Origin of the sequence: Pseudorhizobium halotolerans, from assembly GCF_902153235.2 — a bacterium.
In the GTDB taxonomy this organism is placed as follows: domain Bacteria; phylum Pseudomonadota; class Alphaproteobacteria; order Rhizobiales; family Rhizobiaceae; genus Neorhizobium; species Neorhizobium flavum.
Genome location: NZ_CABFWE030000008.1, coordinates 17,991 through 34,595, shown reverse-complemented (window position 1 = coordinate 34,595; position 16,605 = coordinate 17,991). Strand labels below are relative to the sequence as shown.

16 protein-coding genes and 1 tRNA gene are annotated in these 16,605 nt (G+C 64.2%); 9 read left to right on the top strand and 8 right to left on the bottom strand.

From position 1 onward, the window contains the following. The first annotated feature begins 6 nt into the window (after nucleotides 1–6). The 3 genes from betI to betA are packed head-to-tail and all read left to right on the top strand — an operon-like array spanning nucleotide 7 to nucleotide 3,762. Nucleotides 7–606 (top strand): transcriptional regulator BetI, encoded by a 600-nt coding sequence (gene betI, locus FN060_RS14175; RefSeq protein ID WP_142588676.1) that lies wholly within the window; start codon nucleotides 7–9, stop codon nucleotides 604–606. Between the two features lie 29 nt (nucleotides 607–635). Then, nucleotides 636–2,099: a betaine-aldehyde dehydrogenase gene (betB, locus tag FN060_RS14170; protein ID WP_142588675.1), complete on the top strand. Its 1,464-nt coding sequence runs from the start codon at nucleotides 636–638 to the stop codon at nucleotides 2,097–2,099. 13 nt (nucleotides 2,100–2,112) lie between these two features. Next, nucleotides 2,113–3,762: a choline dehydrogenase gene (gene betA / locus FN060_RS14165; protein ID WP_142588867.1), complete on the top strand. Its 1,650-nt coding sequence runs from the start codon at nucleotides 2,113–2,115 to the stop codon at nucleotides 3,760–3,762. Nucleotides 3,763–3,766: 4 nt separating this feature from the next. On the opposite strand, the gene FN060_RS14160 is transcribed toward betA, so the two are convergent. Both FN060_RS14160 and FN060_RS14155 read right to left on the bottom strand, forming a co-directional pair. Then, a complete protein-coding gene (locus FN060_RS14160) occupies nucleotides 3,767–4,282 on the bottom strand; it encodes a DUF6644 family protein (protein WP_142588674.1) in 516 nt (171 codons plus the stop codon). Then, nucleotides 4,248–4,631, bottom strand: a complete 384-nt coding sequence (locus FN060_RS14155; RefSeq protein ID WP_142588673.1) for a DUF6152 family protein — start codon at nucleotides 4,629–4,631, stop codon at nucleotides 4,248–4,250. Before FN060_RS14155 ends, FN060_RS14160 begins: the two co-directional genes overlap by 35 nt. A gap of 229 nt (nucleotides 4,632–4,860) precedes the next feature. On the opposite strand from FN060_RS14155, the gene FN060_RS14150 reads away from it, so the two are divergent. Further along, nucleotides 4,861–5,898: a LacI family DNA-binding transcriptional regulator gene (locus FN060_RS14150; RefSeq protein WP_210310826.1), complete on the top strand. Its 1,038-nt coding sequence runs from the start codon at nucleotides 4,861–4,863 to the stop codon at nucleotides 5,896–5,898. 5 nt (nucleotides 5,899–5,903) lie between these two features. Here FN060_RS14150 and cysN read toward each other — a convergent pair whose 3' ends face one another. The 3 genes from cysN to FN060_RS14135 are packed head-to-tail and all read right to left on the bottom strand — an operon-like array spanning nucleotide 5,904 to nucleotide 9,140. Further along, nucleotides 5,904–7,391, bottom strand: coding sequence for a sulfate adenylyltransferase subunit CysN (gene cysN / locus FN060_RS14145; RefSeq protein ID WP_142588672.1), 1,488 nt, complete (start codon nucleotides 7,389–7,391; stop codon nucleotides 5,904–5,906). A gap of 1 nt (nucleotide 7,392) precedes the next feature. Next, a complete protein-coding gene (cysD, locus tag FN060_RS14140; RefSeq protein ID WP_077547634.1) occupies nucleotides 7,393–8,346 on the bottom strand; it encodes a sulfate adenylyltransferase subunit CysD in 954 nt (317 codons plus the stop codon). Nucleotides 8,347–8,378: 32 nt separating this feature from the next. Next, entirely contained in the window at nucleotides 8,379–9,140 is a 762-nt protein-coding gene (locus FN060_RS14135; protein WP_142588671.1) for a phosphoadenylyl-sulfate reductase, read from the bottom strand. 241 nt (nucleotides 9,141–9,381) lie between these two features. Here FN060_RS14135 and FN060_RS14130 point away from each other — a divergent pair, with 241 nt between their 5' ends. From FN060_RS14130 to FN060_RS14120, 3 genes are all read left to right on the top strand, one after another. After that, nucleotides 9,382–9,822, top strand: a complete 441-nt coding sequence (locus FN060_RS14130) for an RrF2 family transcriptional regulator (RefSeq protein ID WP_142588670.1) — start codon at nucleotides 9,382–9,384, stop codon at nucleotides 9,820–9,822. 197 nt (nucleotides 9,823–10,019) lie between these two features. Continuing rightward, nucleotides 10,020–11,045 carry a sulfate ABC transporter substrate-binding protein gene (locus FN060_RS14125; protein ID WP_142588669.1) on the top strand — a complete coding sequence of 342 codons (1,026 nt, stop codon included), beginning with the start codon at nucleotides 10,020–10,022 and terminating at the stop codon, nucleotides 11,043–11,045. A gap of 122 nt (nucleotides 11,046–11,167) precedes the next feature. Next, the gene (locus tag FN060_RS14120; RefSeq protein ID WP_052637403.1) at nucleotides 11,168–11,374 is read left to right on the top strand and encodes a hypothetical protein; all 207 of its coding nucleotides are present in this window, start codon (nucleotides 11,168–11,170) and stop codon (nucleotides 11,372–11,374) included. Between the two features lie 61 nt (nucleotides 11,375–11,435). Here the strand turns inward: FN060_RS14120 and ftsH are convergent, their stop codons facing one another. Further along, nucleotides 11,436–13,295 (bottom strand): ATP-dependent zinc metalloprotease FtsH, encoded by a 1,860-nt coding sequence (gene ftsH / locus FN060_RS14115; protein ID WP_142588668.1) that lies wholly within the window; start codon nucleotides 13,293–13,295, stop codon nucleotides 11,436–11,438. 181 nt (nucleotides 13,296–13,476) lie between these two features. After that, a tRNA-Pro gene (locus FN060_RS14110) sits at nucleotides 13,477–13,553 on the bottom strand. Between the two features lie 226 nt (nucleotides 13,554–13,779). On the opposite strand from FN060_RS14110, the gene FN060_RS14105 reads away from it, so the two are divergent. Together FN060_RS14105 and FN060_RS14100 are read left to right on the top strand one after the other, a co-directional pair. Next, nucleotides 13,780–14,136 (top strand): hypothetical protein, encoded by a 357-nt coding sequence (locus tag FN060_RS14105; RefSeq protein WP_052637401.1) that lies wholly within the window; start codon nucleotides 13,780–13,782, stop codon nucleotides 14,134–14,136. Between the two features lie 122 nt (nucleotides 14,137–14,258). Then, nucleotides 14,259–15,173, top strand: coding sequence for a lytic transglycosylase domain-containing protein (locus tag FN060_RS14100; RefSeq protein WP_142588667.1), 915 nt, complete (start codon nucleotides 14,259–14,261; stop codon nucleotides 15,171–15,173). On the opposite strand, the gene lhpI is transcribed toward FN060_RS14100, so the two are convergent. After that, nucleotides 15,170–16,605: cis-3-hydroxy-L-proline dehydratase (gene lhpI, locus FN060_RS14095; RefSeq protein WP_142588865.1), on the bottom strand; the 1,436-nt coding region annotated here is incomplete at its 5' end. The two genes, FN060_RS14100 and lhpI, sit on opposite strands and share 4 nt — an antisense overlap.

Here is a 16,605-nt window from a genome sequence, read left to right as displayed (position 1 = left end):
CGTCACATGCCCCGTATCGGAATGGAGCCGCTGCGCCGTAAGGCGCTGGTAGACGCGACGCTGCGAGCCATTGGGCAGCATGGGTCGCTCGACGTGACGATGTCGGACATCGCAAGGGAAGCCGGCGTTTCCCCCGCCCTTGCGCACCACTATTTCGGCAGCAAGCAGCAATTGCTGGTGGCGACGATCCGCAGCCTGCTGACGCGCCTGAGGGCCGATACCGTGGCCGCCATGGAGCATCTCGACACGCCCCGCGAGCGGCTGTCGGCCATCATTCGCGTCTCCTTCCAGGCTGACCAGTTCGCGCCGGAAACGGTGGCCGCCTGGCTTGCCTTCTACGTGGAGGCGCAGCGGTCCGAGGAGGTGCGGCGGCTGCTGGTCATCTATTCGAGGCGCCTGCGCTCGAACCTCCTTCACAGCCTCGAACGCCTCTGCCCGCCGGATGATGCAGCCCGGATCGCCGAGGGCGTCGCGGCGATGATCGACGGGCTCTATATCCGCCAGAGCCTGCGTTCCGCCCCGATCGGCAGCACGGCTTCGGTCGCGCTCACCGAAAACTATCTCGACCTGCAGCTTCGCCACTTCCTGCCCGCGAAGCTTTCCTGACGATCGACGCCGCCCCCTAGGAGAAGAAGATGCGCGCACAGCCGGTAGCCAGCCATTTCATTGACGGCGAATACGTGGAAGACGCAGCCGGGACCGTCATCGAGAGCGTCTATCCCGCGACGGGTGAAGTGATCGCCGGTTTGCATGCCGCGACGCCGGCAATCGTAGAGCGGGCTGTCGCCTCCGCCAGACGGGCACAGGTGGAGTGGGCGGCGATGAGCCCGACCGCGCGCGGCCGCGTGCTGAGGCGGGCGGCAGACATCATGCGCGAGCGCAACCGGGAATTGTCCGAACTGGAGACGCTGGATACCGGCAAGCCGATCCAGGAGACGATCGTAGCCGATCCAACCTCAGGGGCCGACAGCCTGGAGTTCTTCGGCGGCATTGCCGCGACGGCGCTGAATGGCTCGCACATTCCGCTCGGCGGCGACTGGGCCTACACGAAGCGGGTGCCGCTCGGTGTTTGTGTCGGCATCGGGGCATGGAACTACCCGCAGCAGATCTGCTGCTGGAAGGCGGCGCCGGCGCTGGCCGCCGGCAATGCGATGGTGTTCAAGCCATCGGAGACGACACCGCTCGGGGCGCTGAAGATCGCGGAGATTCTGATCGAGGCCGGCCTGCCCAGGGGGGTATTCAACGTCGTGCAGGGCGACCGCGAGACGGGGCCGCTGCTCGTCGATCACCCGGACGTCGCCAAGATATCCCTGACCGGATCGGTACCGACGGGCCGCAAGGTTGCCGCCGCGGCTGCCGGCCATCTCAAGCACGTCACGATGGAGCTCGGTGGGAAGTCGCCGCTGATCGTCTTCGATGATGCCGATCTCGACAGCGCGGTCGGCGGGGCGATGCTTGGCAATTTCTACTCCACCGGCCAGGTCTGCTCCAACGGCACGCGCGTCTTCGTGCAGAAGCGGATCAAGGAGCAGTTCCTCTCACACCTGAAGGAGCGGACAGAGAAGATCGTCATTGGCGATCCGATGGACGAGGCGACGCAGATGGGGCCGCTCGTTTCCCGGGCACAGCGCGAGAAGGTGTTGGACTACATCGAGAAGGGTAATGCCGAGGGAGCAACCCTCGTCACCGGCGGCGGCATCCCGAACGATGTCCCGGGAGAAGGCTTCTACGTCCAGCCGACCGTCTTCGCCGATGTGACCGACGGGATGACCATCGCGCGCGAGGAAATCTTCGGGCCTGTCATGTGCGTGCTGGACTTCGACGACGAGGCCGAGGTGATCAAGCGCGCCAATGCCACCGAATTCGGCCTTTCCGGCGGCGTCTTCACCGCCGATCTCAGCCGCGCGCACCGTGTCGTGGACCAATTGCATGCGGGGACGCTCTGGATCAACACCTACAACCTCTGCCCGGTCGAGATCCCGTTCGGCGGCTCGAAGCAGTCCGGCTTCGGGCGAGAGAACTCCGCCGCGGCGCTGGAGCACTACACGGAGTTGAAGACGGTCTACGTCGCCATGGCCCCGGTCGAGGCGCCCTACTGAGGAGATCGGGATGATGCAGGCAGATTTTGTCATCATCGGTTCCGGCTCGGCAGGCTCAGCCATGGCCTACCGGCTCTCGGAGGACGGCAAGCATTCGGTGATCGTCATCGAGGCGGGCGGGTCCGACATCGGGCCCTTCATCCAGATGCCGGCGGCACTTGCCTGGCCGATGAGCATGAAGCGCTACAACTGGGGCTATCTTTCGGAGCCGGAACCCAACCTCAACAACCGCCGCATCACCGCGCCGCGCGGCAAGGTTCTTGGCGGCTCGTCCTCCATCAACGGGCTCGTCTATGTGCGCGGCCACTCCGAGGACTTCAATCGCTGGGAAGAGCTCGGTGCCCGCGGCTGGGCCTATGCCGACGTGCTTCCCTATTTCAAGCGCATGGAGCATAGCCATGGCGGCGAGGACGGCTGGCGCGGCAAGGACGGTCCGCTGCATGTGCGCCGCGGTCCCTTCGTCAACCCGCTCTTCCACGCCTTCATCGAGGCGGGCAAGCAGGCGGGGTTCGAACTCACTGACGACTATAACGGTTCGAAGCAGGAAGGCTTCGGGCTGATGGAGCAGACCATCCACATGGGACGGCGCTGGTCGGCGGCCAACGCCTATCTGAGGCCGGCGCTCAAGCGACGGAACGTGCAACTGGTGCACGGTTTCGCGCAGCGGATCGTCATCGAGAACGGCAAGGCTGTCGGGGTGGAGATCGAGCGGCGTGGCGCAACTGCTGTGATCCGCGCCAGCCGCGAAGTGATCGTTGCTGCCTCCTCCTTCAATTCGCCGAAGCTGCTGATGCTCTCCGGCATCGGGCCTGCGCAGCACCTCCAGGACATGGGGGTCGAGGTCGTTGCCGACAGGCCGGGCGTCGGGGAAAACCTGCAGGACCACATGGAATTCTATTTCCAGCAGGTCTCCAGAAAGCCGGTCTCGCTTTATTCGTGGCTTCCGTGGTTCTGGCAGGGCGTCGCCGGCGCCCAGTGGCTTCTGTCAAAGGGCGGCCTCGGCGCTTCCAACCAGTTCGAAGCCTGCGCCTTCGTCCGCTCCGCAGCCGGGCTGAAGCAGCCGGACATCCAGTACCACTTCCTGCCGGTAGCAATTTCCTATGACGGCAGGGCCGCTGCCCGTAGCCACGGCTTCCAGGTACATGTGGGCTACAATCTGTCGAAATCGCGCGGCAGCGTGACCTTGCGGTCGCCTGACCCGACCGCCGATCCGGTCATCCGCTTCAACTACATGAGCCATCCGGAGGACTGGGAGAAGTTCCGACACTGCGTGCGGCTGACCCGTGAGATCTTCGGCCAGCAGGCCTTCGACCCCTATCGCGGCCCGGAAATCCAGCCAGGCGAGGCGGTCCAGACGGACGATGAGATCGACGCCTTCCTCAGGGAACACCTGGAAAGCGCCTATCACCCCTGCGGCACCTGCCGGATGGGCGACCGGGATGATCCGCTGGCGGTGGTCGATCCGAAATGCCGGGTGATCGGCATCGACGGCCTGCGCGTGGCGGACAGCTCGATCTTCCCGCACATCACCTACGGCAACCTCAACGGCCCCTCGATCATGACAGGCGAGAAAGCCGCCGACCATATCCTCGGGAAACAGCCGCTGCCGCGCTCCAACCAGAAGCCCTGGGTCAATCCGCGGGCGGAGTTCAGCGACCGCTGATCGCTTAGATGAAACCAATCCACCGTCCGGCGATGATCGCCCCACCCCAGATCAGAATCGACATCGCTGCCCCCACGCGCAGCACCTTCGTCGGCTCCGCCCCTCGGACTGTGGCCCGCCATGCCGGCGTGAGGTGCACTGCAAGGATGTTGATCAGCCCAAGCGCGATCAGTGCGAGCTTGGCGAGGAAGGCGGGATTGGCTGCGTATTCTCCGGGCCGTACGGAAAAGAGCCCGAGGCCCGTGAGCATGGCCAGGCCGAGACCTGTCGCCGCCACCCGCGAGAGATAGACCGCCGTCGGCGCGAGCGGCAGCATCCTTGCCAGGCCGAGGATGCGAAGGTCGAGCGACAGGATTGCACCAAACAGGACGCCGATCGCCATGATATGCGCCGCATTCACCAGCAGATAAAGGGTTGGCGAGAGGATCAGAGCCCGCGCGGGATAGGTCTGCGACAGTGGCTCGAGCCAGTCCACGGGCCGAGCCTCAGTTGGTCTCGATCCGCTCCGGATAGATGTCATAGGTCTTGTTGCCGACCATGACCCGGACCGCCTTCATCCGCAGTTCCTCCCGGTCTTTCGACCGATTGCCAATCAGGGTGACGGCGTCGCCCACATCCGCCACGCCTTCGACGAAACCGGACCGCTGGGTCTTGCCGGGGTTGCTGAGCTCCACCTTCCAGACCCCGCCGTCCGCCTGGACTTCCATCGACGGATGCGGAGGCGCGAAGGAAATCGCCGTGATCGTGCCGCTGAGCTCGATCTGCTCAGCCTCTGCCCAGGACCATCCGTGATGCGCCATGACCATCGTGCTGGCGAACGGGGTGAGCACGGCCGTCGCTATCGCTGCCCGCAAGAGAGTGCGCCTCATCTTCAATCCTCCTTGGCTCGTTTCGCATGAAGATGTCCTCCGCCCTGCGGAACGCCATAGGTTTTCACCGGGAAGTGAACGCGGGGCCACTCGGGCGATCGGATCGTCGCGTCCTCCCGGCGGGCGCGATACTAGCCAGCGCCACCCTCCCGGGCTTGCCGAGCGAGGCAAGAAGCTTAGTTGCTTCCCTTGGCTGAGGCGCGCCGTGTCAAGCCAGCGGGAGGAGACAATGCCGCAGCGACGGAGCCGTGCAGCAAAAGTGACACTTAAGGACGTGGCGACCAGCCTCGGCGTCAGTTCGATCACGGTCTCGAGGGCGTTGCGGGAGCCCGAGAAGGTATCGGAGACGCTTCGCGAACGGATCATCGCCCAGGTCGACGATATGGGCTATGTACCGGACTTCGCGGCCAGGGCGCTGGCCAGCCGCCACAATGGCGTCATCGGCGTCCTCGCGCCTGCCCTGACCAGCCACGCCCACCTTGGCATCATGCGCGGCATCGAAGACCGGGTCCGTACATCCAACCTGCGGATCCATTACGCGAATTCACGCTATGACCCGGAGGAGGAAGTCCGCCAGATCCGCCTCTTCCTCTCGCAGAATCCGGCCGGCATCCTTCTCTCGGGACTTCAACAGCGGGAAGGAACGCTGGAACTCCTGAAGGCGGCAGCCTGCCCTGTGGTGCAGATCGTCGATCTGCACCTTACGCCGAGTGGAATGGCCGTAGGCATCAACCATTGCGAAGCCGCCGCATCAGCAGTTCGACACCTGCTTGCCTGCGGCTATCGCCGGATCGGCCTCATCGGAGGAACGATCGACGTGCGGTCGGAGCGGCGCCATGAAGGCTATTGCCTCGCCATGCAGGATGCGGGCATCGCGGATCCGGCGCTCATCGCATCAGAGGAAGCGCCGACCAGCGTCCAACTGGGCTGCCAGCTCCTGCAGCGCTTGAGGCGGCAGGCGCCGGATCTCGATTGTGTCTTCTGCCAGAACGACGACCTGGCGATGGGCGTCCTTTTCGAGGCGCAGCGGCTCGGTCTTCCAATCCCGGCATTCGGCATCTGCGGATATAACGACCTCGGATTTGCCGCCTTCAGCCACCCACCGCTGACAACCGTACGGGTGCCTCGCTTCGACATGGGTTATCGTGCGACCGACCTGCTGATCCGCGTCCTGAGCGGCGAACCTGCCCCGACCGACCCGATCGACCTGGGCTTCGAGGTGATGCCGCGAGGAACCACGCATCCGCCTGACAAGCGAAGCGCGTGAATGCTTCAGATGTCCTGCGCGGCGTTGGCAAAGATGTCCGCTGCCTGTGAGGCGCTCATGCGACGCACGTCCGTCTCGTCGCGCCGGCTGGCGAAGAGTTCGCTCGCCATGATCTGGTCCGCAAGGTCGGCCGGCAGAGACAGCACGACGCGTTCACCCTCGTAGCGGATCCCGATCCCGCCGCTGCGCTTGGAGGTGATCATACCGCCGGCGATGGTATTGTGCGTATCGGGATCGATCAGGATGAAGGCGCCGGTCGAGCGGTTCTGCTCGTAGGCGTCAAAGATCGCCTGCTCGTCGAAAGAGAGCCGCACCCTGCCGATGGCGTTCATCTGCAGAGGCTCGACGTGGGCGCGCCAGGAGCCGGTGGCGAGATCGAGCTGAGACGTCGGCCTGACCGAGACGCGCTGGCGGCGCGAACCGCTCTTCAGCCAGTAGCGCTTGCCGGGCTCGATGCCGTCCGGCTGCAGGGCGACGATCTGCGCCTCGAATTCGAGCCCCGTCATCGGCTGGGCGTCCAGCGAAACGATCATGTCGCCGCGGGAAACGTCCACCTGCCGGTCAAGCACGAGCGTGATGGCATCGCCGGCCACGGCGGCATTGCGCACGAGATCAAAAGTGACGATCTGCTTGACATTGGCGACCATACCCGACGGCAGGATGACGACGGAATCCCCCGGCTTCACCGAACCGCCGGCGACGGTGCCCTGGTAGCCGCGGAAGCTTTCGCCGGGACGCGAAACGCGCTGCACCGGCAGCCGAAAGCCGCCGGCCTGGGCGGAGCGGACCGTTGCCAGTTCCAGCGTCTCGACCAGTGTCGGCCCGTCATACCACGGCATGGCGGCGGGAGCCGGGTAGACGACATTCTCGCCCTTCAGCGCGGACATCGGGATCGCCGTGATCTGCCGCACGCCGAGCGAAAGCGCCAATTCCTTGAACTCATGCGAGATCCTGTCGAAGATGGCCCGGTCGTAGCCCACGAGATCGAACTTGTTGACGGCCAGCACGAACTGCCGGATGCCCATCAGCGAGGCGATCGTCGCGTGGCGACGGGTCTGTTCGAGCAGGCCTGCGCGCGCATCGACCAGGAGGACTGCCAGATCGGCGGTCGAGGCACCGGTTGCCATGTTGCGCGTGTACTGCTCGTGACCGGGCGTGTCGGCAACGATGAAGGAGCGACGGTCGGTCGCGAAATAGCGATAGGCGACGTCGATGGTGATGCCCTGCTCGCGCTCCGCCTGCAGGCCGTCGAGCAGAAGCGCGAAGTCCGGAAGGCCGAGGTCGTTCTGCTTTCCGGAATCCCGCTGCAGGGTGGCTGCCTGGTCTTCCTTGACCGCCTTGGTATCCCACAGCAGCCTGCCGATCAGCGTCGACTTGCCGTCATCCACCGAGCCGCAGGTGATGAGACGCAAGGGACGCACGTCGCGCGAGAGCGGCAGTGGTTCCGATGCGGGATGGACAGCGACCGAGGTGGCAGTGGCGGATGCGGTCATCTCAGAAATATCCTTCGCGTTTCTTCTTTTCCATCGAGCCCGACTGGTCGCGGTCGATGGCGCGTCCCTGACGTTCGGAGACGGTGGCAATCTCGAGTTCGGCAATGACCTCCTCGAGCGTGGTCGCCGTGGAGCGGATGCCGCCGGTCAGGGGCCAGCAGCCGAGGGTGCGGAAGCGCAGCATGCCTTCCTGGATCTGCTCGCCTGGCAAGGCTTCGAAGCGGGGATCCTCCGCCCACATCAGCATGCCGTCGCGTTCGACGTATTTGCGCTTCTTCGCGTAATAGAGCGGCGGCAGCGGAATATTCTCAGCCTGGATGTAGCGCCAGATGTCGACCTCGGTCCAGTTGGACAGCGGGAAGGCGCGCACGCTCTCACCCTTGCGGACCATGCCGTTGTAGACGTTCCAGAGTTCCGGCCGCTGGTTGCGCGGGTCCCATTTGTGCTCCGGAGTGCGGAAGGAGTAGATGCGTTCCTTGGCGCGCGAGGCCTCCTCATCGCGCCGCGCGCCGCCGAATGCAGCATCATACTTGCCGGCATCGAGTGCCTGGCGCAGCGCTTCCGTCTTCATGACATCGGTGTGGTATGCCGAACCGTGGATGAAGGGCGAGATGCCTTCCGAGACGCCGCGGGGGTTGGTGTAGACGATCAGGTCGAGGTCGAAACGACGCGCCATCTCATCGCGAAACGCGATCATCTCCGGGAATTTCCAGCCGGTGTCGATGTGGAGCAGCGGAAACGGGATGCGTCCGGGGTGGAAAGCCTTGCGCGCCAGATGCAGCAGGACGGAGGAGTCCTTGCCGATCGAATAGAGCATTACGGGTCGCTCGAATTCGGCAGCCACTTCGCGGAAGATATGGATCGCTTCGTTCTCCAGCGCCTTCAGGTGCGGATCGAGCGGTTGCTTGTTGGACGTAGCAGGCTTGGGATCTGCTGCGTGAAGGGTATCGGACATCAGTTACTCCAAGGCGCCTAGCCGGCTGCCGATCAAAGGGAAGTCGAGTTCGCAGAGGCGGCAGCGGCTTCGGGAACATGGAGGCCGCATTCGCGCTTCTCGTCGTTCTCCCACCACCACCGGCCTGCGCGCTCCGGCTCACCGGGCTTTATCGCTCGTGTGCAGGGCTCGCAGCCAATCGAAGGGTACCCACGCTTGTGGAGCGGATTGGTCGGTACGGCCTGTTGCTCGACATAGGCGTTGATCTGGTCGAGCGACCAGTCGGCGAGCGGGTTGACCTTCAGGAGGCCCCGCTCCGCGTCGTATTCGGCGAAAGGGGTGGAGGCGCGATTGCCAGACTGGCTGCGGCGAAGGCCCGTCACCCAAACCACAGCCCCCTCCAGCGCGCGGGCGAGCGGCTTCAACTTGCGCACGTGACAGCAGGCGTGTCGCGCTTCCACGCTTTCGTAGAACCCGTTGAGACCGTATTGGGCGGCATAGGCATCAACATCCGCCTTCTCGGGCATGAAGCGTCGGATCTCGATATCGAAGCGGTCTTCGGTTTCGTCGATCAAGGCAAGCGTCTCGGGAAAAAGCCGACCCGTCTCCAGCGTCGCCACCTCGATGTCGAGACGGTCGAGGCCGATGGCAGCGGTGATGACCTGGTCCTCGATGCCGAGACTGGTGGTGAAGACCGCGCGGCCGAGCGTTGCCGCAAGCGCGAGCCGGCCGGCAAGATCCAGCTTTTCAAACTGCACATCGAGGGTGGCGGCGAGTTCGGCCAGGCGGGGGCCGGAGGCGTGGTGGATCGTCATGGGGCTCTTCCAAACTCTTTGGCGAATTATGGAAGCTCACCCGTGGCAAGGACAGAAACAGCGGTTTCATGAGGCGGGGATGGAGAGCAAATCTCTCTCCAAAGCTGCTGTCCGGCAGAAAAGCTGCGGCGGTCGGCAGCGACAACGCCCCGTCCGTTTGAATTCCACTGCCGTTTCCATTATGCCCGAAACAGGTCAGGACCATCCGGAAGCCCGGCCGCAGACACCCAACGGTTGCACGATGATTTCTCAGAAGGCGAGATACGCGCTGCGCGCGCTGACGGCTTTGGCGCAGGCCGAAAGCGGCTCGTCGATGATGATCTCCGAGATCGCGGTGCAGCAGTGCATCCCGAAGAAGTTCCTGGAGCAGATCCTGCTCGACCTGAAGCGGGCCGGCCTGGTAGCCAGCCGCCGCGGCAAGCAGGGCGGCTACCTGCTGCTGAAGCCCGCCAACGCCATCACCTATGGCGAGGTGTTGCGCCTGATCGACGGCCCAATCGCGCCCCTGCCCTGTCTTTCGGTGACAGCCTATCGCAAGTGCGAGGACTGCGACGGCGAGCAGGGCTGCGAGATCCGCCACGTCTTCGCTCGCGTGGCCGATGCGACCCGAGACGTGCTGTTCAGCACAACGATTGCCGATGCAATAAGCAGCACAAACTCCGAGCACCTTCTGAGGGCCTGAGCGGCTCTTGAGCGTGGAATACACTTCTTCCGAGCTTTCCTCCAGTAGGTCGGTTTTGCTTGGATCTGATCTTCACGCAGTACCGCCCTTTTCCGAAATTATCGGGAAGAGGAAGAGTTTTGTGTTCCTTCCGAACCGCGTTGCTAAAGACGACTAACACAGTAGTCTTAATCGGCTATCAACGGAGGGAAGCCGGAATGTTCAAGTTCATGCATGGAATGGGCGCATTGGCGCTTGGACTGTCTCTTACTGTCGGCGCGTTTACACCCACCCTGGCGCAGACCACTCTGCTCAACGTCTCCTACGACCCCACGCGCGAGTTCTACGAAGAGTACAACGCGCTCTTCATCGCGCACTGGCAGAAGCAGACCGGGGAAACGGTCCGCATTGAGCAATCGCACGGGGGGTCAGGCCGGCAGGCGCGAGGCGTGATCGAGGGACTGGAAGCGGATGTCGTGACCCTTGCGCTGGGCAGCGACATCGATGCAATCGCCGAGCACAGCGGCAAGATCTCCCGCGACTGGCACGGCAGGTTCGCCCACAACTCGGCACCATACACGTCAACGATCGTCTTCCTGGTGAGGAAAGGCAATCCCAAAGGGCTGCGCGACTGGGGAGACCTCGTGAAGGATGGCGTGGAAATCGTCACGCCTAACCCCAAGACCTCCGGCGGCGCCCGCTGGAACTACCTCGCCGCCTGGGCGTGGGCGAACGAGACCTACGGAGGAGACGAGGAGCGGATCAAGGCCTACATGCAGGATCTCTTCAGCCATGTCAGCGTGATGGATACCGGCGCGCGCGGCGCAACCACGACCTTCACGGAGAGAGGGATCGGCGACGTGTTGCTCGCCTGGGAGAACGAGGCATTCCTGGCGCTGAAGGAAATGGGAGAAGATGCCTTCGACATCGTCGTGCCGCCGATCTCGATCCTGGCAGAACCGCCCGTGGCGGTCGTCGATGCGAATGTGGACCGGAAGGGTAGCCGCAAGGTGGCCGAGGGCTATCTGGAATACCTGTATTCCGACGAAGCGCAAAATCTGATCGCCAAGCACTTCTATAGACCCGTCAGGCCGGAGGTGGTCGATCCGGCCCTCCTGCAACGGCTTCCGAAGGTCAAACTGGTGACTATCGATGATCCGATCTTCGGTGGCTGGGCAAAGGCGCAACCCGAGCACTTTGCCAACGGCGGGACCTTCGACGCGATCTATGGCAGCCGGAACTGAGCGGAATGGGACGCGGCCCGTGATGCCGCGTCCCTCCTTCGGTGACAGAATTGTGAAAGGGCACGGAACAAAACCGGCCGAGAAGGATTCGGAAGCTGTCCCCCCTCGCAATGGAGAGCAACATGGCAATGTCGGCGCATATCCACGTCAAGCCCGAGGATCATATTCTGACAATCCAGGAAGCGATCGAGCCCGTCTACAACCGGCTCGCGCTCGAGTGCGAGGCAAGGATCATCGATGCAGCCGTGCGCGCAGGCTGGTCGGCGGAAGAGGCTGTGGCGGCGATCGAGGACCTGCGCAAGCGCGAGTTGCTGGAAAGCACCCACTGAGGCCTGCCGGTCCAATTCTCCGGCATCGCCAGCAATAAAAGATCCTGAGGAGCCTGCCTCCTCAGTTGAGCGCGATTTCGCCGCGCGTCTTTCGCCCGTCATCGGACGGCTGCTGAAGCTGCAGTGGCCGCAGATCGTCCTCGCCGAGCGTCTCCACCTCGAGGAGTCGCTTGGCGGTATTCTCCAACGCGCCTCGCCGCTCGGTGAGGATCCTCACGGCGCGGTCAAAGGCATTGTCGATGATCTTCCTTACCTCCTCGTCGATCGCATCCGCGGTGTGTTCGCCATAGTCGTGCTGGCGCGGGCCACCCATCAGCGGATCGGGTGTGAGATAGGAACGCTGGTCGCTTTCCAGCGCGATATGGCCGATCTTCTCCGACATGCCGTAGCGGGTGACCATGGCGCGGGCGATGTCGGTGACCTTCGCGAGATCGTCCGCGGCGCCGGTCGAAAGGTGCTGGAACACGATGAATTCCGCCGCACGTCCTCCCAGCAGCACGGCCATCTTGTCGTCCAGTTCCTCGCGCGTCATCAGGAAGCGGTCCTCGGTCGGGCGCTGGATTGTGTAGCCGAGGGCGCCAACGCCGCGCGGGATGATCGACACCTTGTGCACGGGATCGACACCCGGCAGTGACAGTGCCACCAGCGCATGTCCCATTTCATGATAGGCGACGATCCGGCGCTCCTTCGGGTTGAGCAGCCGGTTGCGCTTCTCGAGACCCGCCACGATGCGTTCGATCGCATTGTTGAAGTCCTCCATGCTCACCGCGTCTGCCTTGCGGCGGGTCGCAAGGAGCGCGGCCTCGTTGACGAGGTTGGCGAGGTCGGCGCCGGTGAAGCCCGGCGTCAGCGCCGCCACCTGCTCCGGATCGACGTCCGCGGCGAGCTTCGCCTTCGACATGTGCAGCTTGAGGATCTGGATCCGGCCGCCCTTGTCGGGCCGGTCGACCAGAACCTGACGATCGAAGCGGCCGGCGCGGAGCAGCGCCGGATCAAGAATTTCGGGCCGGTTGGTCGCCGCCAGCAGGACGACGCCGAGTGACGGGTCGAACCCGTCGAGCTCGACAAGCAGCTGGTTGAGCGTCTGCTCCTTCTCGTCATGGCCGCCGAACATCGGGCCGGCGCCGCGGGCGCGCCCAAGCGCGTCAAGCTCATCTATGAAGATGATCGCAGGTGCCTTGGCGCGGGCCTGCTCGAAGAGGTCGCGAACGCGCGCCGCGCCGACGCCCACGAACATCTCCACGAACTCGGAGCCGGAGATGGAGAAGAAAGGCACCCTCGCCTCGCCGGCCACCGCACGGGCGATCAACGTCTTGCCGGTCCCGGGCGGACCGACCAGCAGCACCCCCTTCGGCATGCGCCCGCCGAGCCGGCCGTATTCCTCCGGGTCGCGCAGGAAGTCGACGATCTCCTTCAGCTCATCCTCCGCCTCATCCACCCCGGCAACGTCGTCAAAGGTCACCTTCACGTCGGTCTCGACATAGACCTTGGCACGGCTCTTGCCGATCTGCATCAGCCCACCCGCGCCACCACCGGCGCCGATGCGCTTCATCATGAAATACCAGATGCCGAAGAAGAGCGTGATCGGCAGTACCCAGGAGAGGACATTGCCCAGGAGATTACTCTCGATGCGGCCCGTATAGACGGCGCCGCTTTCCTGCAGGCGCTCCACCAGTGCCGGATCGACCCGGGTGGTCACGAACATGGTCTCGCCGCTGGGCAGGGCCTGCTTGAACTTCCCCTGGACATAATTGTCCGAGATCGCCACCTCCACGATCCGCTTCTCGGTGAGATAGGTCTCGAACTGGCTGTAGGGAATTTCCGTGACCTGCTGCGAATAGGCGAAGAAATACTGGACGAGCAGAACGCCAAAGAGGGCGGCAATGCCGTACCAGATGTTGAACTTCATATTGTCGTTCATCGCAGGTCATCCTCGTCCGGTGTCATCAGGCGGCACGGATTACAGACAACTCCATCGGCCACGGCCTTGCAAGACCATGCGCGGCTACTGGCACCTCAGTTGCCTGAGCACAGGCAAGGATCGAATTCTTTGCGTCGCGACTTGAACGGGAGGGAATGAAGCCATTCGGGGGCTTTTCAGCTGGTCGGAGTGGCAAGATTCGAACTTGCGACCCCCACGTCCCGAACGTGGTGCGCTACCAGACTGCGCTACACTCCGTGACCAGCGGCGCCTCTATAGACCAGCCACTCGGCTTCGACAAGCGGTCGCATCGAAAATTTGCGCCCTCTCCGGCCTCGGTTTCAGCAGCGGCGCGGGCGTGGCAAAAAGGTAGCGATGAAGGGAAATTTTGACCGAGGCGCGGCCCGGTGCTGCGACGGAAACACGAAATCTGCTAGGGCGGCCGCAGCCTCATCGGACGAGCAGAGAAAAAGGTCTACAGGACATGAACCGCCGCATCATCGCATCCACCGCCGTCATCGCCATCGCACTCTCCGCCTGCACGACGACAGGGGCGCCGGCCAATCCGATCGAGGCCCGCTGGGTCGGCCAGTCGGCCGGAAAGTTCTTCGCGAAGTACAGCCCTCCCATCAGCGATACACCCACCGGTTCGACGACGCTTTATAACTGGCGTGGCGGTTACCAGCGGATCAAGCTGCAGAACGGCCGCACCGCCAATGTCAGCTGCGCCGCCCAGCTGACCGTCGACGCCGACTACAATATTCGCTCCATCCGCATCACCGCCGACCGCCAGGGCGCCCGGGGTCCGAGCTATTGCGAGGAACTGCTGACGCAGGAATAGAAACTGCGCTGGCGGGAGATCGGATCCGGCGGACCGCCTTTGGGCGCATTCGTCGGGTGATGGCTCGAGAACGCAGTTCGTGCCAGAATGGGACGTCCAACAGACGGCCTTGCACATCCACCATGACCAGACTGGCAATCTTGCTCCTGCTCTTCCTGACCTTCGCCGGCGAAGGCGCTGCCGCAGAGCGGGCCGGAGAGCAGCAGGAAAACGAGTGCCTGTCTTCCTGGGTCGATGAGGCGTCCGGAGACACGCTCTGCGTCCGTGGCGACACGTTCAACAGCGACCTCTGCTCCGGCCTCGAGTATTTCGCGCGCCGGCACGACATCCCTCCTGATTTCTTCGCGCGGCTGATCTGGAAGGAAAGCCTGTTCCGGCCTGGTGCCGTCAGCCACAAGGGAGCGGAAGGCATCGCGCAGTTCATGCCGGGCACCGCGCGGCTGAGGGGGCTTGCCAACAGCTTCGACATCCTTTCGGCACTCGGCGCCTCTGCCGCCTACCTGAGGGAGCTCCGCGACCTGTTCGGCAGCTATGGCCATGCGGCGGCGGCCTACAATGCCGGTGAGGCAGGGCTGCAACGATATCTGGACAGGGGGTCGCTGCCACACGAGACGCGCGCCTATGTGCGCTCCATCACCGGACATTCGATCGAGCAGTGGACCAGCGAGCCTCCGGAGACTGCGGCCGCGCCTCTCGATGCCGACAAGCCATTCATCGAGAGCTGCGTTGCGCTGGCGGAGAGCAGGCGACTTTCACCCGGAGCTGTGATGGCGGAAGGGCCGTGGGCGCCCTGGGGCGTGCAGATCGCGGCCCACGTCAATCCCGAGGTCGCGCGAAAACTGTTTGCCGACAGGGTGGCACGGCTGCCCTCCCCTCTCGACCAGGAACTGCCGGTCATGGTGCACCAGACGCGCGGCAATTTCGGCCATCGCGGCCGCTATGCGGCGAGGATAGGCCGCGAAACCCGTGCAGAGGCGGACCGGCTCTGCGCTGCGATCCGGGCCGCAGGCGAGGCCTGCACCGTCTTGCGGAACTAAGGGACCAGCCACTCGGGAAGCCGGCAAGGCGCTCTGCCCGTGGCGGCTGCCTGCGCACAGTCGCGGATGCTTCCAAAGCGGACCGTCCGCCCGCTCAGGCCCGGCCCGTAATGGGCATATTTGCCGGAGTTGGTAAGCACGGTTTTCGCCGCAGCCGGGAAGACCGGCTCGCTGATCGAACACCAGCACAGGTCCGGCAGGACGGTTACGCCCGCCTCCCTCAGGAGCGGCAGCGTTCCCTCTTCCTCGGCGATCCGGATGACGTCGTGCCCGGCCGTGACCATCACCGTCACGTCCGGGCTGCATCTGCGTCCGCCAAGGGCAGCAACAAGGGCGCGGCACTCGCCGAGCGAAGCATGCGGGCTTCCCACCGCCACGAGATCGACCTGCTCGGGCCCGGCCGACAGTTCGCGCCAGGCAGCGGCCATTTCCTCTTGGGTGATCTTTCGCTGCGGCAGGCCCGCGGCGGCGGATGATGCGGCTTCCGGGGTCACGCCGTCGATGTGGAGCATGGGCGATGCGGATGTCGTGCCGAAGGCGGCACAGAGAGCCTTCAGGTCGTCTCTCGACGGCTTGCCTTCCGCCAGCCCACGCAAGAGGGGAATACGATCTGGCGACATTTGCCCTGCCAGATAGCCCACCAGCGGCCAGAAGGCGTCGTCAGAACCGGGTTGTAGCTCGACATCAATGACCAGACCGGCCTTGCGGTTCTCATCGAGATAGACGCCCGCCAGTGGCGCGCGGCCCGTCAGCGCAATGCAGAGATCGAGGAAATCTGGGTGTTTTTCCGTCCGCGCTCCGAGGACGGAGTTCGCGAACACGACTGCATTGGATTCCGCCCAGGCGACGCATTCCCCCCTCTTCGGCGCGCTGTCGAGCAGGTAGGGAGCGCAGGTATAGGTCGGGCGACAGCCCATCCGCACATAGGCGTCCGCCAGATCCTGCGCCGGCTTCCCGAAGGTTTCTGGAACCCGCTGCAATCGCCAGTTCGCGTAATCGACCGAGATCGCGTTCATGGTCGTGGGAATGCGAACGCGCGCGCCTGATGCCGCCATCTTCTCCGCGAAGAGCAGGTTGGCAGGACTGGCGTAGATGCAGCCGTCAATATGCGCCTGGCTCACGCTCACGAGCTCCCGCGCGCCCTGCTGGGCGGCCATGGCGCAGATGATCTCCATCGCCTGGCGGGGAGCGGGGCCAGCCTCGCCAGCGAGCATGGCGCGGTCTTCCGGCGTCAGATCAAGGGCGGCCGTGGGCGTGGGAGACAAGGGGATGGTTCGTCCTCCGGCCTCCAAGGTATTGCGGGTGATGACGGCACGGTCACAGCCAGAAAGAAACCGGAAGTCCTCCTCCGACAGGCGAATGACCGGGACCGGCTTGTCGAACATCATCGCCGCAACGAGCGCGCCAAGTGTCAGGACATCTTCCGGGCCGA

Excerpts from the sequence above, each read along its gene's own strand:
- betI (WP_142588676.1), top strand. The coding sequence starts at position 7 with ATGCCCCGTATCGGAATGGAGCCGCTGCGCCGTAAGGCGCTGGTAGAC.
- betB (WP_142588675.1), top strand. The coding sequence starts at position 636 with ATGCGCGCACAGCCGGTAGCCAGCCATTTCATTGACGGCGAATACGTG.
- betA (WP_142588867.1), top strand. The coding sequence starts at position 2,113 with ATGCAGGCAGATTTTGTCATCATCGGTTCCGGCTCGGCAGGCTCAGCC.
- FN060_RS14160 (WP_142588674.1), bottom strand. The coding sequence starts at position 4,282 with ATGACATCTATCCGGAGCGGATCGAGACCAACTGAGGCTCGGCCCGTG.
- FN060_RS14155 (WP_142588673.1), bottom strand. The coding sequence starts at position 4,631 with ATGAGGCGCACTCTCTTGCGGGCAGCGATAGCGACGGCCGTGCTCACC.
- FN060_RS14150 (WP_210310826.1), top strand. The coding sequence starts at position 4,861 with ATGCCGCAGCGACGGAGCCGTGCAGCAAAAGTGACACTTAAGGACGTG.
- cysN (WP_142588672.1), bottom strand. The coding sequence starts at position 7,391 with ATGACCGCATCCGCCACTGCCACCTCGGTCGCTGTCCATCCCGCATCG.
- cysD (WP_077547634.1), bottom strand. The coding sequence starts at position 8,346 with ATGTCCGATACCCTTCACGCAGCAGATCCCAAGCCTGCTACGTCCAAC.
- FN060_RS14135 (WP_142588671.1), bottom strand. The coding sequence starts at position 9,140 with ATGACGATCCACCACGCCTCCGGCCCCCGCCTGGCCGAACTCGCCGCC.
- FN060_RS14130 (WP_142588670.1), top strand. The coding sequence starts at position 9,382 with ATGATTTCTCAGAAGGCGAGATACGCGCTGCGCGCGCTGACGGCTTTG.
- FN060_RS14125 (WP_142588669.1), top strand. The coding sequence starts at position 10,020 with ATGTTCAAGTTCATGCATGGAATGGGCGCATTGGCGCTTGGACTGTCT.
- FN060_RS14120 (WP_052637403.1), top strand. The coding sequence starts at position 11,168 with ATGGCAATGTCGGCGCATATCCACGTCAAGCCCGAGGATCATATTCTG.
- ftsH (WP_142588668.1), bottom strand. The coding sequence starts at position 13,295 with ATGAACGACAATATGAAGTTCAACATCTGGTACGGCATTGCCGCCCTC.
- FN060_RS14105 (WP_052637401.1), top strand. The coding sequence starts at position 13,780 with ATGAACCGCCGCATCATCGCATCCACCGCCGTCATCGCCATCGCACTC.
- FN060_RS14100 (WP_142588667.1), top strand. The coding sequence starts at position 14,259 with ATGACCAGACTGGCAATCTTGCTCCTGCTCTTCCTGACCTTCGCCGGC.